Below are 14,620 nucleotides of genomic sequence, written 5' to 3' on the forward strand. Positions count from 1 at the left end.
GGACGGAGGGCGGGGTCAGTCCTCCGCCCGGCCCCGTCCCGTACCGTGCCGTTCGACCAGCGCGCGCAGGGCCCTGGCGTCCCGGATGGCCCGCTGTTTGGCGATGCCGGGCTGGATGCCCATGGCGGGCAGGTTGGTGCCGTCCGAGAGGTCCAGCAGGACCCAGGGGTCGCCGGTGCGGAGGTTCACCTTGATGATCTCCGCCCACTCCAGCCGGCGGGTGGTGGCGAGGTTGACGACCGTGACGCCGTCGGTGTCGGCGACCACCTTCGGGCGGCCCAGGAAGGCCAGGACGCCCAGGAACAGCAGGCCGGTGAGGACGAAACTGGCCCGCTCCCCCGTTCCGAGCCCCTCCAGCAGTATCGCGATGACGGTGAGGGTGACCAGTATCGCGACGCCGACCGCCAGCAGGACGATCCGGGTGCGGGCGGGGCGGAAGGTCACCGGCAGGTCGGGGCAGGGCTCCGTGCCGGGCTGGGGTGCGGGGGTGGACACGGGCGTCGTCGCTCTCCGGTGGTTCGTTTCGGGGCGTCGGTCGTGGGGGCCTGCCTCACAGTCGGCAGGCGTGGATTCCGGTGGTGAGGATCGCTCGGGCGCCCAGCTCGTACAGATCGTCCATGATCCGCTGGGCTTCCCCGGCCGGGACCATGGAGCGCACCGCGACCCACCCCTCGTGGTGCAGCGGCGAGATGGTGGGCGACTCCAGACCGGGGGTGAGGGCGACGGCCTGCTCGACCTTCTCGGCGCGGATGTCGTAGTCCATCATCACGTAGCGACGGGCCACCAGGACGCCCTGCATGCGGCGGAGGAACTGCCGCACCTTGGGGTCGTCCTCGGGGGCTCCGGTGCGCCGGATGACGACGGCCTCGGACTCCAGGATCGGCTCGCCGATGATCTCCAGCCCCGCGTTGCGGAGCGTGGTGCCGGTCTCGACGACATCGGCGATGATCTCGGCGACGCCGAGCTGGATGGCCGTCTCCACCGCACCGTCGAGGCGGACGACGGAGGCGTCGACGCCGTTGTCGGCCAGGTGCTTGGAGACCAGGCCGGGGAAGGAGGTGGCGATGGTCATGCCGCCGAAGTCGCCCACGTTCCGTGCCGTGCCGGGGCGGGTGGCGTAGCGGAAGGTGGAGCCGGCGAAACCGAGCCGGAGGATCTCCTCGGCGGCGGCGCCGGAGTCCAGCAGCAGGTCACGGCCGGTGATGCCGATGTCCAGCTTCCCCGAGCCCACGTAGACGGCGATGTCGCGGGGGCGCAGGAAGAAGAACTCGACCTCGTTGTCGGTGTCGACCAGGACCAGTTCACGGCGGTCCTTGCGCTGCCGGTAGCCGGCCTCATGGAGCATCGCCGACGCAGGCTCGGACAGTGAACCCTTGTTGGGGACGGCGATGCGCAACATGCGGTGGTCTCTTCCTTCGTGTCGTCGTGGGGCGGCGGAGGGGCCGCCGTGGGGTTCCGGTGGGCCCGCGCCGGAGCGCGGTCCGTGGTCCGTCTACAGGTGAGCGTATACGTCGTCGAGGTCGATGCCGCGGGCGACCATCATCACCTGAAGGTGGTACAGCAACTGGGAGATCTCCTCGGCGGTGCGTTCGGCGCCCTCGTGTTCCGCGGCCATCCACACCTCCGCGGCCTCCTCGACCACCTTCTTGCCGATGGTGTGGACGCCCGCCGCCACCAGCTCGGCGGTACGGGAGGTGGCGGGGTCGCCGGTGGCGGCCTTCTGCCGGAGCTCGCCGAAGAGCTCCTCGAATGTCTTGTTCGCCATGGTGCCCCTACCCTACGCCGCCCGTGCTCCCGCTCACCGCCAGGGCTCGGCCACCGTGCGCAGGGCGGCCGCGGTGGCCACGGCGGCCGTCACCGCCTCGTGGCCCTTGTCCTCGGTGGAACCCTCCAGCCCGGCGCGGTCCAGGGCCTGCTCCTCGGTGTCGCAGGTCAGCACGCCGAAGCCGACGGGCACCCCGGTCTCGACGGAGACCTGGGTGAGCCCTTGGGTGACGCCCTGGCAGACGTAGTCGAAGTGCGGGGTGCCGCCGCGGACGACGACGCCGAGCGCGACGACCGCGTCGTAGCCGCGGGCGGCCAGGACCTTGGCGGCGACGGGCAGTTCGAAGCTGCCGGGGACGCGCAGCACGGTGGGCTCGTGGATGCCCAGCTCCCCCAGGGCGCGCAGCGCGCCGTCCAGGAGGCCGTTCATCACCTTCTCGTGCCACTGCGCGGCGATCACGGCCACGCGCAGGTCGCCGCAGTTCTTGACGGTCAGTTCGGGGGCGCCCTTGCCGCTCACGTTGCTCCTCGTGCGATGTGGGTGTGGGTGGGGTGCGGTGGTCGGGGTGGGGGTGCGGGCGGGCGGGGCGGCGGCCCCGCCCGGTCACTGGCTGTGGCAGGCGGAGACGGGGGCGCCGTCCAGCCAGGGCAGGTCGTGCCCCATCCGGTCCCGCTTGGTGCGCAGGTAGCGCAGGTTGTGCTCGCCGGCCTGGACGGGCATGGGTTCCCGCCCGGTGACGCGCAGTCCGTGGCGGGCGAGCGCCTCCACCTTGTCGGGATTGTTGGTCATCAACCGCAGGGAGCGCACGTCGAGGTCGATGAGCATCTGGGCGGCGGCGGCGTAGTCGCGGGCGTCGGCGGGCAGACCGAGCTCCAGGTTGGCGTCGAGGGTGTCACGGCCCCGCTCCTGGAGTTGGTAGGCGCGCAGCTTGGACAGCAGGCCGATGCCGCGTCCCTCGTGACCGCGCAGGTAGACCACCACGCCCCGGCCCTCGGCGGCCACCCGGCGCAGGGAGTCCTCCAGCTGGGGGCCGCAATCGCAGCGCAGCGAGCCGAAGACGTCGCCGGTCAGGCACTCGGAGTGCACCCGGACCAGGACGTCCTCGCCGGCGGCGACGTCGCCGGCGACCAGGGCGATGTGCTCCACACCGTCGGTGGCGGAGCGGTAGCCGTGGGCGTGGAAGGCGCCGTGTGCGGTGGGCAGGGTGGTGGTGGCCTCGCGACGGACGGTCGGCTCCGGGCGGGCGGTCGGGGCCGAGGAGCGGCGGTGGGCGATCAGGTCCTCGATGGAGACGATCGACAGGCCGTGCTTGCGGGCGAAGGGCACCAGTTCGGGCAGGCGCAGCATGGTGCCGTCCTCCCCCGCGATCTCCACGATGGCGGCGGCGGGGCGCAGACCGGCCAGCCGGGCGAGGTCGACGCCGGCCTCGGTGTGCCCGGGACGCTCCAGGACGCCACCGGGACGGGCGCGCAGCGGGAAGACGTGGCCGGGGCGGACGAAGTCGCCGGCCGCGGAGGCGGGGTCGGCGAGCATCCGGATGGTGGTGGCCCGGTCGGCGGCGGAGATGCCGGTGGTCACGCCGTGCTCGGCGGAGGCGTCCACGGAGACGGTGAAGGCGGTGCCCATCGACTCGGTGTTGTTCCGGACCATCTGCGGCAGGTCCAGCCGGTCGAGTTCGTCGGCCTCCATCGGGGCGCAGATCAGGCCCCGGCACTCGCTCATCATGAAGGCGACGGTCTCGGCGGTGATCAGTTCGGCGGCGACGACGAGATCGCCCTCGTTCTCGCGGTCCGCGTCGTCGACGACCACCACCGGGCGACCGGCGGCGATGTCGGCGATGGCGCGCTCCACCGGGTCCAGGGCCGGGGCGCCGTCGAGGGCGTCGTCCATGGCGCCGCCGGCTTCGGCGGTGCGCGGGCTCCAGTCGTGCAGCACGGTCATGCCGCGACTCCTTCCGTGGCAGGGACGTTCGCCGCCTCCGTGCGGGAGCGCAGCCACCAGTCGCGCAGACCCCACAGGACGAGGACGAGGTAGATGACGTAGACGAGGCCGGAGAAGGCGAGGCCGCTGCCGAAGGCGAGCGGGACGCCGACCAGGTCCACCAGCAGCCAGGCGAACCAGAACTCCACCAGTCCACGGGCCTGGGCGACCATCGCGGCCAGGGTGCCGACGAAGATGTACGCGTCCGGCCAGGGGTTCCAGGACAGTGCGGGGAAGAGGGTGAACAGGCCGCCGACGGCGAGGGTGCCGATGGCCGTGCCGGCCAGCAGCCGGCCGCGTTCGCGCCAGGTGGCGAACCGTACGGTGATCCTGCCGTCGTCGGTCCCGCCCGCGGCCGGTTCGGCGGCCGCCTCCCCCGCGCCGGCGTCGCGCCGCCACTGGCGCCAGCCCCACACCGCGACGCCGATGACGAGCAGTTGTTTGCCGACACCGCCGGAGAGCTGGGCCGAGGCGTAGGCGGCGACGAGGATGAGGCCGGCCAGGAACTGGGCGGGCCAGGTCCACACCGAACGGCGCCAGCCGAGGGCGAGGGCGACCAGCCCCATGACGTTGCCCACCATGTCGGACCACTTCACGGGCTGGCCGAAGGCCTCGAAGGCGGTGCCGTTGAGGGTGGCGTCGAGCCAGTCGAGGGCGCTCATCGGACGACCTCGGCGATGTCGACGGGGGCGGCGGCCGGGGCGGCCGGGGCGGCGCGTCCCTCGGGGGTGCGGTGGCCGAGCAGCCGCTCGACGTACTTGGCCAGGACGTCGACCTCCAGGTTGACCGGATCGCCGACGCCCTTCACGCCCAGGGTCGTCAGGGCGAGGGTGGTGGGGATGAGGCTGACGGTGAAGTCCTCCTCGCCCGCCTCGACGACGGTGAGGCTGACGCCGTCCACCGTGATCGAGCCCTTCTCGACGATGTAGCGGGCCAGCCCGTCCGGCGCCGAGATCCGCACGACCTCCCAGTTCTCGCCCGGGACGCGCTCGATGATGGTGCCGGTGCCGTCCACGTGCCCCTGGACGAGGTGGCCGCCCAGTCGTCCGCCGAGCGCCATGGGGCGCTCCAGGTTGACCCGGTCGCCGGGGACGAGGGCGCCGAGGCCGGAGCGCTTGAGGGTCTCGGCCATGACGTCGGCGGTGAACTCGCCGTCGGCGGTCTCCACGACGGTCAGGCAGACGCCGTTGACGGCGATCGAGTCGCCGTGCTTCGCGTCCTCGGTGACCCGGGGGCCGCGCAGTCGGAAGCGACTGGCGTCGGCCAACTCCTCGACGGCGACGACCTCGCCCAGTTCTTCGACGATTCCGGTGAACACTCAGGACTCCTTGGGCTCGGAGGCGGCGGCGGAGGCGGCGGGCGCGGGGGTGGCGTCGACACGCAGATCGGGTCCGATCCGCTCGACACCGGCAACCGCCAGGCGCAACGCCTCGGTGACGGTGGTGATTCCGCCGCCGGTGAGGGCGGCGGGCCCGGCGCCCAGCAGGGCCGGCGCGAGGTAGGCGGTGACGCGGTCGACGGCGCGGGCGGCGACGAAGGCGCCGGCCAGGGTGGCCCCGCCCTCCAGCAGCACCGACCGCACGCCGCGGGCGTGGAGGGCGGCGAGCAGCGCGGTGACGTCCAGACCGCGGCCTGCGGCGGCGCGCGGGATCCGCAACACCTCGGCGTGCTCGTGGAGGTGGGCGGTGGCGTCGCCGGGCAGGTCGTCGGCGACCGCCACGACGGTTGGCGCGACGTCGTCCAGGACGCGGGCGCCGGGTTTCACGGCGTCGGCCTCGGTGTCGGCGACGACGCGCAGCGGCTGGACGGCGCCGGGCACCCCGCGGACGGCGAGGTGGGGATCGTCGGCGCGGGCCGTGCCGGAACCGACGAGCACGGCGTCGGCCTCGGCGCGCAGCCGGTGGACGTCCGCGCGGGCCTCGGCGGAGGTGATCCAGCGGCTGGTGCCGTCGGCGGCGGCGGTGCGGCCGTCGAGGGTGGCGGCGTACTTCCAGCGCACGTGGGGGCGGCCGTGCCGCACCGAGGTCAGCCAGGCGGCGTTGACCTCGGCGGCCTCGGCCGCGAGCAGTCCGCCCTCGACGTCGATCCCGGCGGCGGCGAGGGTGGCCGCGCCGCCGCGCGCGTCGGGGGTGGGGTCGGCGACGGCGTAGACCACCCGGGTGACGCCGGCCTCGATCAGGGCCCGGGTGCACGGGCCGGTGCGTCCGGTGTGGTCGCAGGGCTCCAGGGTGACGACGGCGGTGCCGCCGCGGGCCGCGCCGCCCGCCTCGGTCAGGGCGTGGACCTCCGCGTGGGGGCCTCCGGCGCGCTGGTGCCAGCCCTCGCCGACGGTCCGGCCGAGGGCGTCGAGGACGACACAGCCGACGACGGGGTTGGGGCTGGTGGAGCCGAGTCCGCGGGCGGCGAGGGCGACGGCACGGCGCATGGCCTCGCGTTCGCGCTTCCGCGCGGCGGGTGCTGCGGCTTCGGGGGCCACCGGGTCCTCCTGCCTCTTCGGGCACGGACTCCGGGGCGGTCGCGGAACGACCGGGCGGTCGCGCGTACGGGACGGAACGCCGGCGACCGGGCGGACCCGCTCGCCCGGAAGGGCGTGCGGTCGTCCGCCGACGACGGCGTACCGGCCGACATCACGGCCGCCGCGCACTGCCTCCCATCCGGACTTTGACCGTCGGTCCAGGAATTTCACCTGGTCAACCGGCCGCTGGCTGCGGTCGGGTCGCGGACTGTAACCGCCGGTTCGGAGTTTCACCGACCCCGGAGTGCGCTGACATTGGTACGGCACCAGTGTGCCATGCCGGACGCGGGCGGCACGAGCCCACGGTTGTGGGCCGGCTCACAGCGGGCGCCCGCTCCCGTCACCGCGGCCGTCGTCGAGGGGCGCCACCGGGAGGCGTCACCGAGGGGCGAACAGGTCCCGCCGCGCCGCGTCCAGGGCCGTCACCAGGCCGCCCCCCAGGACCGGGCTCCCCTCGACCGTGCCGCACAGCACTTCGGTGGCCAGCGGCGACATCCCGGACAACCGCTCGGCGACCCGGGCCGCGAGCACCCGCCCTCCGGCCCGGCCCACCTCGCCGCCGAGCACCACGCAGCCGGGGTCGAGCACGGCGGTGATCGCGGCGGCGCCGACGGCGATCCGCTCGGCCAGCGCGTCCAGGAACGCCTCCCCCCGGGCTCCGGTCTCGCCCGACGCCGCGCCGCGCACCGCCGCCTCCGCGGCGCGCAGGCCGTTCCCCGTACCGTGCGGCGGCAACCGGAGACGGTGTTCGCGGGCGAGCGCGCACACCGCCGCGCTGCCCGCCAGGGAGTGGAATCCGCCGTCGCAGTCGGTGGCCGAGGGCAGCCCGCCGGCGCCGGGCACCGGCAGGAAACCGATCTCGCCGGTGCCGCCGGAGGCCCCGCGGCGCAGCCGGCCGTCCAGGACGACGGCGGCGCCCACGCCGAGGCCCAGCCACAGCAGGACGAAGGCGTCGCGGCCGTGCGCGGCGCCGAGTCGGTGCTCGGCGATGCCCGCGAGGTTCACCTCGTTCTCCAACAGCACCGGTACGCCCAAGCGCTCGCGGAGGGCGGCCGGGACGCGGGCGTGCCAGGCGGGCAGGGCGGTGCCGCCGCCGAGGGCGCCGGTGGCGGGGTCGATCATTCCGGGCGCGCCGACGGCGACCGTGTGCAGCGTGGTCACGCCGCTCTCGCGCAGCACCGTCTCCAGGGCCGTCACCGTCTCCGCCACGGGGTCGCCGGGCTCCCCCTCGTCCGGCACGGACAGCACGGCGTCGCCGACCGCGGTGCCCGCGAGGTCGGCCAGGGCGAAGGAGACGCTGCCGTGCCGGACGTCGACGGCCGCGACGTGGGCACGTTCGGCGACCAGTCCGTACAGCCGCGCGTTGGGGCCGCGGCGGGCCGCGCCCGCCTCGCCGACGATCCGGACCAGGCCGTCGTCGGCGAGGCGCTGCAGGAGGTCGGCGACGCTGGGCCGGGACAGCCCGGTCAGCTCCTTGAGCTGGGCGGCCGTCAGGGACCCGTGCTCCACCAGCAGGTCCAGCGCGATCCGGTCGTTGATGACGCGGGCTGTGCGGGGGGACGCGGTACGCGCAGGGGTCATGTCCGAATCCTCGCAGACAGTTTCTATCAGGCAGCCTGCCTGATAATTTATGGCCATGCCCACCTCTCCCCTACGCCGGGCCCGGCGCTCGGTCGCCGTGGTCTTCGCGCTCCACGGCGCGGTCTCCGGCAGCTTCACCACCCGCATCCCCTGGCTCCGGGACCACCTCGACCTCGGCAACGGCGAGCTGGGCCTCGCCCTCGCCTTCCCCGCGATCGGCGCCTCGCTCGCCATGCCGTCGGCCGGGCGCATCGTGCACCACCACGGCGGACGGGCGGCCGTACGCCTCCTGCTCGTCCTGTGGTGCGCCGCCCTCGCCCTGCCCGCCCTCTCCCCCCACCTGGTCGTGCTGTGCGCCGCACTCCTCGTCCTGGGCGCCACCGCCGGAATGGCGGACGTGGCGATGAACGCCCAGGGCGTGGAGGTGGAGCGGCGCTACGGGCGCTCGATCATGTCCGGGCTGCACGGGATGTGGAGCGTCGGCGCGCTGCTCGGCTCGGCCGTCGGGGTGGGGGCCGTCCACCTCGGCCTGGACGCCCGACTCCACCTGGCCGCGGCCGCCGTCGCCCTGGCCGCCGCCGTCCCGCCGATCTGCCGCGGACTGCCGGACGCGCGGCCCGCACCGGAGCAAAAGGCGCCGCCGCGCTTCGCGCTGCCCCCGCGTTCGGCCCTGGTCATCGGCCTGGTGGGAGTGTGCGCGGTGCTCGCCGAGGGCGCCTCGATGGACTGGTCCGGCGTCTACCTCAGGGACGTCACCGGCGCCTCGGAGACGGTCGCCGTCGCCAGTTACACCGCCTTCGCCTGCACCATGGCCGCCGCCCGACTGGCCGGAGACGCCGTCGTGCGCCGCATCGGCCCGGTCCGCACCGTGCGCGTCAGCGGCGTGCTGGCCACCGCCGGCGGGACACTGGTGGTCACCGCGTCCGATCCGGTGACGGGCACCGCGGGCTTCGCGCTGCTGGGCATCGGGATCGCCGTGGTGGTGCCGCTGGCCTTCGCGGCGGCCGGGCACAGCGGCCCGGCTCCCGGCCAGGCCATCGCCGGCGTCGCCACCATCACCTACACCACCACGCTGCTGGCACCGACCGCCATCGGCGCCGTCGCCGAACTCGTCTCGCTCCGCGCCTCGTTCGGCCTGGTCACCGCGGCCACGGCCGTTCTCGTCCTGGCCGCCGGGGTGCTGGGCACTCCCGGCCGCGGCGGCATCGTCGCCCACGGCCGGGAGAACGCGCGGACCGACCTGCCGGGAAACTGACCGGGCCGGCCACGGGCGGGACCCGCCGGGGACGGTCCGGGCACCGGCCCACCGCCGCACCGGACCGCCACCGGACGCGGGGAGGAGTCAGTCGCCGGCGGGGAGGTCGAGCCGGTCGCCGTCCTGGTCCCGCAGGATGCCGCAGACGTCCCGCAGGGCGGTCTCCAGCCGTCCGATCTCCTCGTCGGTGAGGTGGAGAGACGGCTCGAACCGCAGGGTGTCGACGGCGCTCGCGGTGGGGAAGGTCCTGATCCTGTGGCGGCGCAGCAGGTGTCCGGCGACCACGTAGCCGAACATGCCACCGCGCGCCGCGTCCCGCAGGACCCGCGACGAGGAGTCCGACTGGTCGCGGAACTCGAGACCGAGCATCAGCCCCCTGCCGCGCACCTCCGCGAGCACGTCGGGGAACTCGGCCCGCAGCGACTCCAGCATCGCACGCAGCGCCTCGCCCCGCTCCTCGGCCTGCCGGTAGGCCCTGCCCCCGTCGGCCTCCAGCAGTTCCAGCACCTTGGGCGCGATGTGGCACGAGAAGCTGTCCTTGGCGAAGGTCGAGCTGTGGACGATCTCGAACTCCCGGCGACAGCGGGCCCGGCGCACGAGCATCACGGACGCCTTGGCGATTCCGCCGCCCAAGGTCTTGGCCAGGGTGTAGTAGTCGCCGCGCAGACCGATGTGCGAACCGGCCAACAGGGCACCGGTCCGCCCCATTCCGCTCTGGATCTCGTCGATGATCACGGGGCAGTCGATCTCGTCGCAGAACCGCCGGATCTCCTCGGCGAACTCGCGTGAGACGACATGGATTCCGCCCTCATCCTGGATGGGCTCCAGCAGGAGTGCGCAGAACACCGGGAAGTCGCGTTCCACCACTTCGACGGACCCGCCGTCGACGACGTCGAAAAGGACGGCCCGCTCCTCGGCGAGGATCTCCTTGAGGACCTCGGGCCGATCGCGCGGCACGAAGCGGGCCTGTGCCGCCAGGGCCCGGAAGGGAGCCCGGTGCCCCTCGTTGTGGGTGAGCTGGACGCTGCCCGCCAGTTTGCCGTGGAATCCGCCCTCCAGAGCCAGGAAGCGCGGCGGACGGGAGCGCTGCTCCTCGTTCCTGCGCAGGATCCCGGCGGCCAGGTGCTCGAACCCGTCCTCCCCGGGCGCCGGCGCCGCCCGGGCCGTGGCGCTCGCCCTGGAGGGGTTGGCCGGAGCGCACTCCCTGGCGGGTCGTCATGCCCGCGCGGCGCGGCTGCCGGGCACGGCGGCGGCCACCCGGAAGGCGTCCGGGGCGCCTCTGCCACCGGCCGAACACGGGGACGTCGACCGGATCCCGGCACGGGTGCGCGAGGTGTTGGGCGAGCGCGCGTTCATCGCCGGATTCGAGACGGGCGAAAGGACGGGACTTCAGGAGGCGGCCACCGCGGAAAAGGGATTCCTCTCCGATTCCGGGTGACCGGCCCCATGGCGGCGGCCCCCTATTCGATTGTTTCCCACCATTCTCTTTCGATGCGCCGGGATAGGCGATTCGGAATCGATTTCCGTGTTTTACTGGGCCCATGGCACGCAAACCTTTTCCGGTTCTCGGCGGTACTGGAAAAACCGGGCGCCATGTGGTGAATCTCCTCCGACAGCGCGGCGAGGACCTCCGGGCGGCCTCCCGCTCGGGTGATTGGAAGTTCGACTGGTTCGACGAGTCCACCTGGGAGTCGGCGGTCTCCGGCGCGGGCGCCATCTATGCGGTGGACGCTCAGAACGAGCGCGCGGCCGAGCGGCTGCGCGCCTTCGCCCCCTTCGCCGCGGAACGCGGCGTGGAGCGGCTGGTGCTGCTGTCGGCGCGCGGCTGGGAGGACTTCGGCGACGACGACATGCTCGACACCGAGCGTGCGTTGAAGGAGGCCGACTGCGCCTGGACGATCCTGCGCCCGACGTGGTTCATGCAGAGCTTCGGCACCGACGCGGTCCTACGGGACCCGCTGCTCGCCGGGGAGCTCCGGCTGCCGACGGGCGAGGGCCGCGAGCCCTACATCGACGCCGAGGACATCGCCGAGGTGGCCGTGGCCGCCCTCACCGAGGACGGCCACGCCGGTGCGACGTACCCCCTGTCCGGGCCCCGGGCGTTGAGCACGCACGAGGTCGTCGAGGAGATCGCGAAGGCCTGCGGCCGGGACGACCTGCGCTATGTGCCGATCGCCCCGGAGGAGTACGTGGACTCGCTCGTCGAGGCGGGCACACCGCGGGGCGACGCCGAGTTCCTCACGGAGCTGTTCGGCTGGATCCGCGACGGGAAGGACGCCTATCTCTCCGACGGTGTCCAGCGCGTCCTGGGCCGTGAGCCCCGCGACTTCGCCGACTTCGCCGCCCGGGCGGCCGCCGCCGGGGCGTGGAGCAGCCAGGCCCCACCAGGCTCAGGGCGAAGGCCGGCAGGCACAGCGCGACGCCTTCGCCGACCGAGTACGTGCGCCCCTCCCCCAGGAGTTTCAGCCCGTACTTGATGACCAGCCACTGCACCGGGTAGAAGGCGAAGGAGATCTCACCCAGCCACCGCATGGTCCGGCTGCGCAACCAGGTCCGGCGCCCCTTGACATCCGGCACCGCCACGGCGGGGATGATCAGCGCCACCGGCACGACGGTCGCGGCGACCAACCCGTACACCGCGGGCAGGTGCGGGGCCAGCACGTAGCAGCCCGGGAACAGCAGGACCGGCGGGAGCACTCCCATGTCGATCCACCGCCCGGTCCGCACGATCCGCGCCATCACCATGCCGAGCACGAAGTCCAGGACCCGGGTGGCCGGCAGGATGTAGAGCGCCCAGCAGGCGAGGGCGGGCAGCGCCATGACGATCGCCGCGATACCGCCCGCCCACGCCACAGGCGCTCGGGACGGATCCGCGCCGTCCACCGGTACAGCAGTGGGAAGAGCAGGTGGAACAGGGTCTCGCAGGCCAGGGACCAGTTCGGCTCGTCGACGCTGAAGTACACGGCGATGTCCGGAACCCAGGACTGCACCGGCAGTGGGTTCAGCACGGCCGTGGTGAACGGCACGGTCGCCCCCGCGAAGAGCACCAGCGCCAGGACGAAGGTCACCAGGTGGTTGGGGAAGTGGGCGTGCGAGTCCGGCCCCCGCCGCCGGCGACGTGCCGGCGCAGCGTGAGGGACCCGAGCGCGGCGACCGTCATCCCCTGCGCGTGGGTCGGGTTGAAGCCGCACACCGCGTCCCCCGTCACCAGCAGCCCGGCGGGGAAGCGGTCCAGGTGTTCGTAGCGCCGTCGGAGGCCGGCGGGGAACCGGTACGCCACGGGGTCGTCGAGGGGTTCGCCGTCGAGCAGCGCCTCGTGGATCTCGGGCGAGGAGAGGGACTTGAGGAAGTCCAGGAACCCCTCGGGCTCGGTGGGCGGAAGGTCGCCGAGGATGCCGTAGGCCGTCACCACGTAGCGGTGGTCGCCGTCGATGCGCGCGCAGACGCCGCCGCGGGGGTGGTCGGGGGGGCGCGACGAGTCGATGGAGATGTCCCCGGGGGGAACGGCTCGCTCTCCAGCCGGTAGTGGCGGGTGGTGTAGCCCAGGCCGATCCTGAGCTTCTCCTCCTCCACCTGCGGATGGCCGGCCTCCTTCAGCCACAGGGGGGTGCGCGAGCCGCGGCCGGTGGTGTCGACGACCGGGTCGGCGTCGAGGGAGAGGACCGCGCCACCGCCCCTGTTGTCCGCCGCCGCTCGACACGGGTCGGCCGCGGCCGGAAGCTGACGAGAGAGAACACTCCGAAAGACGCCCGGAGGCTATCCGGAGGGGCTTCATGCTCCGCCCACCGTCGGGTAACGGCCGGATCCGGCCGGCGGCGGCCGGCTCCGTTACCGTCCGGTGACCGCACCGGCTCCGGCGAACGCGCGCGGGCCGGACGGCGCCCGCCCCTTCCGGTCGGTGGCGTGCCGGCGCACCGGACCACCGGACCACCACCGGAGCCCGGGGCGGGCGTCTCCCGCCCCTCCGCGATCGCCGAGGGCACCGGGCCCGCTCGTCTAGCATGTGGACCGATCAATTCCGATCGCACATCTGAGCGCTTCTCACAGCACGAAACGGAGCACCCATGGGCCTCGGCCTGCGCTGGACCTTGCACGGCGACGGGCGGACGCCCGCGCCCGGAGCCGTCGTACGGCCCGACGAGCGGCTGTCGTGGCCACGGACGGCGGGGCTGGGCGCACAGCACGTGGTCGCGATGTTCGGCGCCACCTTCGTCGCCCCGGTGCTCATGGGGCTGGATCCGAACCTCGCCATCATGATGTCGGGCGTCGCCACCATGGTGTTCCTGCTCATGACGCGCGGTCGGGTGCCGAGCTACCTGGGCTCCAGCCTCTCCTTCGTCGGTGTCGCGGCGGCGATCCGGGCGAGCGGCGGCGACAGCGGGACGATCACCGGGGCGCTGCTGGTCGTCGGCGCGGTGCTGCTGGCGGCCGGGTTCGTGGTGCAGCGGTTCGGCGCCCGGATCATCCACGCCGTGATGCCGCCGGTGGTCACCGGCGCGGTGGTGATGCTGATCGGCTTCAACCTGGCGCCGGTGACGGCCTCGACCTACTGGCCGCAGGACCAGTGGACGGCGCTGCTGACCATGCTCTTCACCGGGCTGGCCGTGGTGGCGCTGCGCGGCTTCTGGTCACGGGTGGCGATCTTCCTGGGGCTGGTCTTCGGGTACGTCGTCTCCTGGCTCTCCGACCTGCTCTTCGGGAGGATCCACTCCCCCGCGGGCGGCGGTGAGGCCGTCGACCACTGGCGGCTGGACCTGACGGGGGTGGCCGAGGCCGACTGGATCGGGCTGCCCACCCTGCACGCCCCCGAGTTCCGGTGGTCGGCGATCCTGGTGGCGCTGCCGGTGGTGATCGCGTTGATCGCCGAGAACGCGGGCCACGTGAAGGCCGTCGGCGAGATGACCGGCGACCCGTTGGACGACAAGCTGGGCACCGCGATCGGCGCGGACGGCGCCGCCACGGTGCTGTCCACCGCGGTCGGCGGCCCGGCCACCACCACGTACTCCGAGAACATCGGCGTGATGGCCGCGACCCGCGTCTACTCCACCGCCGCGTACTGGGCAGCCGCCTGCTTCGCCGTGCTGTTCGGGCTGTGCCCGAAGTTCGGCGCGGTGATCGCCGCGATCCCCGGCGGCGTGCTCGGCGGCATCACCGTGATCCTCTACGGCATGATCGGCCTGCTGGGCGCGCAGATCTGGCTCGCGGGCGACGTGGACCTGCGCAATCCGCTGAACCTGGTGCCGGTGGCGGCGGGCGTCATCATCGGCGTCGGCGGGGTCACCCTGGAGATCACCGACTCCTTCGAACTGAACGGCATCGCGCTGGGCACCATCGTCGTGCTCTCCGGCTACCACGTGCTGCGGGCACTGGCCCCGGCGCACCTGCGCGAACAGAAGCCGCTGTTGGACGAGGGCACCTCCTCGTACGACACGGACGACGCGCACGACGCGCACGGCGCGCACGGCGCGCACGGCGCGGACGGGAGCGGCGGCGCCGGCGGGCGGTGACCGCGCCCGTTCCCGGT

16 protein-coding genes and 1 riboswitch are annotated in these 14,620 nt (G+C 73.7%); of the genes, 4 read left to right on the top strand and 12 right to left on the bottom strand.

Annotated features, from left to right (window positions below; translation table 11 throughout):
• Positions 1–15 precede the first annotated feature (15 nt).
• From F0L17_RS03075 to F0L17_RS03115, 9 genes are all read right to left on the bottom strand, one after another.
• Positions 16–495 carry a PH domain-containing protein gene (locus F0L17_RS03075; protein ID WP_162465711.1) on the bottom strand — a complete coding sequence of 160 codons (480 nt, stop codon included), beginning with the start codon at positions 493–495 and terminating at the stop codon, positions 16–18.
• A 55-nt stretch (positions 496–550) separates the two neighbouring features.
• Positions 551–1,399 (bottom strand): ATP phosphoribosyltransferase, encoded by an 849-nt coding sequence (hisG, locus tag F0L17_RS03080; protein ID WP_155069864.1) that lies wholly within the window; start codon positions 1,397–1,399, stop codon positions 551–553.
• A 93-nt stretch (positions 1,400–1,492) separates the two neighbouring features.
• Positions 1,493–1,765: a phosphoribosyl-ATP diphosphatase gene (locus tag F0L17_RS03085; protein WP_093849276.1), complete on the bottom strand. Its 273-nt coding sequence runs from the start codon at positions 1,763–1,765 to the stop codon at positions 1,493–1,495.
• 33 nt (positions 1,766–1,798) lie between these two features.
• Positions 1,799–2,284: a 6,7-dimethyl-8-ribityllumazine synthase gene (gene ribH / locus F0L17_RS03090; RefSeq protein WP_162465712.1), complete on the bottom strand. Its 486-nt coding sequence runs from the start codon at positions 2,282–2,284 to the stop codon at positions 1,799–1,801.
• Between the two features lie 84 nt (positions 2,285–2,368).
• On the bottom strand, positions 2,369–3,655 hold the full coding sequence (locus F0L17_RS03095; RefSeq protein ID WP_238420016.1) for a bifunctional 3,4-dihydroxy-2-butanone-4-phosphate synthase/GTP cyclohydrolase II: 1,287 nt from the start codon (positions 3,653–3,655) through the stop codon (positions 2,369–2,371).
• Between the two features lie 47 nt (positions 3,656–3,702).
• Positions 3,703–4,407: a nicotinamide mononucleotide transporter family protein gene (locus tag F0L17_RS03100; protein WP_155069866.1), complete on the bottom strand. Its 705-nt coding sequence runs from the start codon at positions 4,405–4,407 to the stop codon at positions 3,703–3,705.
• Positions 4,404–5,063, bottom strand: a complete 660-nt coding sequence (locus F0L17_RS03105) for a riboflavin synthase (RefSeq protein ID WP_162465713.1) — start codon at positions 5,061–5,063, stop codon at positions 4,404–4,406. The genes F0L17_RS03100 and F0L17_RS03105 overlap by 4 nt, the downstream gene beginning before the upstream one ends.
• Positions 5,064–6,170: a bifunctional diaminohydroxyphosphoribosylaminopyrimidine deaminase/5-amino-6-(5-phosphoribosylamino)uracil reductase RibD gene (gene ribD / locus F0L17_RS03110; protein ID WP_155073077.1), complete on the bottom strand. Its 1,107-nt coding sequence runs from the start codon at positions 6,168–6,170 to the stop codon at positions 5,064–5,066.
• Positions 6,171–6,381: 211 nt separating this feature from the next.
• A riboswitch (FMN riboswitch) is annotated at positions 6,382–6,512 on the bottom strand.
• Between the two features lie 126 nt (positions 6,513–6,638).
• The gene (locus F0L17_RS03115; protein ID WP_155069867.1) at positions 6,639–7,841 is read right to left on the bottom strand and encodes an ROK family transcriptional regulator; all 1,203 of its coding nucleotides are present in this window, start codon (positions 7,839–7,841) and stop codon (positions 6,639–6,641) included.
• A gap of 55 nt (positions 7,842–7,896) precedes the next feature.
• Between F0L17_RS03115 and F0L17_RS03120 the strand changes: the two genes are divergently transcribed.
• Positions 7,897–9,096, top strand: coding sequence for an MFS transporter (locus F0L17_RS03120; RefSeq protein WP_238419245.1), 1,200 nt, complete (start codon positions 7,897–7,899; stop codon positions 9,094–9,096).
• A gap of 87 nt (positions 9,097–9,183) precedes the next feature.
• Here the strand turns inward: F0L17_RS03120 and F0L17_RS03125 are convergent, their stop codons facing one another.
• Positions 9,184–10,218, bottom strand: a complete 1,035-nt coding sequence (locus F0L17_RS03125) for an aminotransferase class III-fold pyridoxal phosphate-dependent enzyme (protein WP_155069869.1) — start codon at positions 10,216–10,218, stop codon at positions 9,184–9,186.
• Here F0L17_RS03125 and F0L17_RS26955 point away from each other — a divergent pair.
• Both F0L17_RS26955 and F0L17_RS03135 read left to right on the top strand, forming a co-directional pair.
• On the top strand, positions 10,133–10,534 hold the full coding sequence (locus F0L17_RS26955) for a hypothetical protein (protein ID WP_202917834.1): 402 nt from the start codon (positions 10,133–10,135) through the stop codon (positions 10,532–10,534). The two genes, F0L17_RS03125 and F0L17_RS26955, sit on opposite strands and share 86 nt — an antisense overlap.
• A 103-nt stretch (positions 10,535–10,637) precedes the next feature.
• Positions 10,638–11,573 (top strand): NAD(P)H-binding protein, encoded by a 936-nt coding sequence (locus tag F0L17_RS03135; protein WP_155069870.1) that lies wholly within the window; start codon positions 10,638–10,640, stop codon positions 11,571–11,573.
• Between the two features lie 261 nt (positions 11,574–11,834).
• Here F0L17_RS03135 and F0L17_RS03140 read toward each other — a convergent pair whose 3' ends face one another.
• Both F0L17_RS03140 and F0L17_RS03145 read right to left on the bottom strand, forming a co-directional pair.
• The gene (locus tag F0L17_RS03140; protein WP_155069871.1) at positions 11,835–12,164 is read right to left on the bottom strand and encodes a hypothetical protein; all 330 of its coding nucleotides are present in this window, start codon (positions 12,162–12,164) and stop codon (positions 11,835–11,837) included.
• Positions 12,161–12,508 carry a hypothetical protein gene (locus tag F0L17_RS03145; protein WP_155069872.1) on the bottom strand — a complete coding sequence of 116 codons (348 nt, stop codon included), beginning with the start codon at positions 12,506–12,508 and terminating at the stop codon, positions 12,161–12,163. The genes F0L17_RS03140 and F0L17_RS03145 overlap by 4 nt, the downstream gene beginning before the upstream one ends.
• Positions 12,509–13,160: 652 nt before the next feature.
• Between F0L17_RS03145 and F0L17_RS03150 the strand changes: the two genes are divergently transcribed.
• Positions 13,161–14,603 (top strand): uracil-xanthine permease family protein, encoded by a 1,443-nt coding sequence (locus F0L17_RS03150; protein ID WP_155069873.1) that lies wholly within the window; start codon positions 13,161–13,163, stop codon positions 14,601–14,603.
• The last annotated feature ends 17 nt before the right edge of the window (positions 14,604–14,620 follow it).

This window comes from Streptomyces taklimakanensis (assembly GCF_009709575.1).
In the GTDB taxonomy this organism is placed as follows: domain Bacteria; phylum Actinomycetota; class Actinomycetes; order Streptomycetales; family Streptomycetaceae; genus Streptomyces; species Streptomyces taklimakanensis.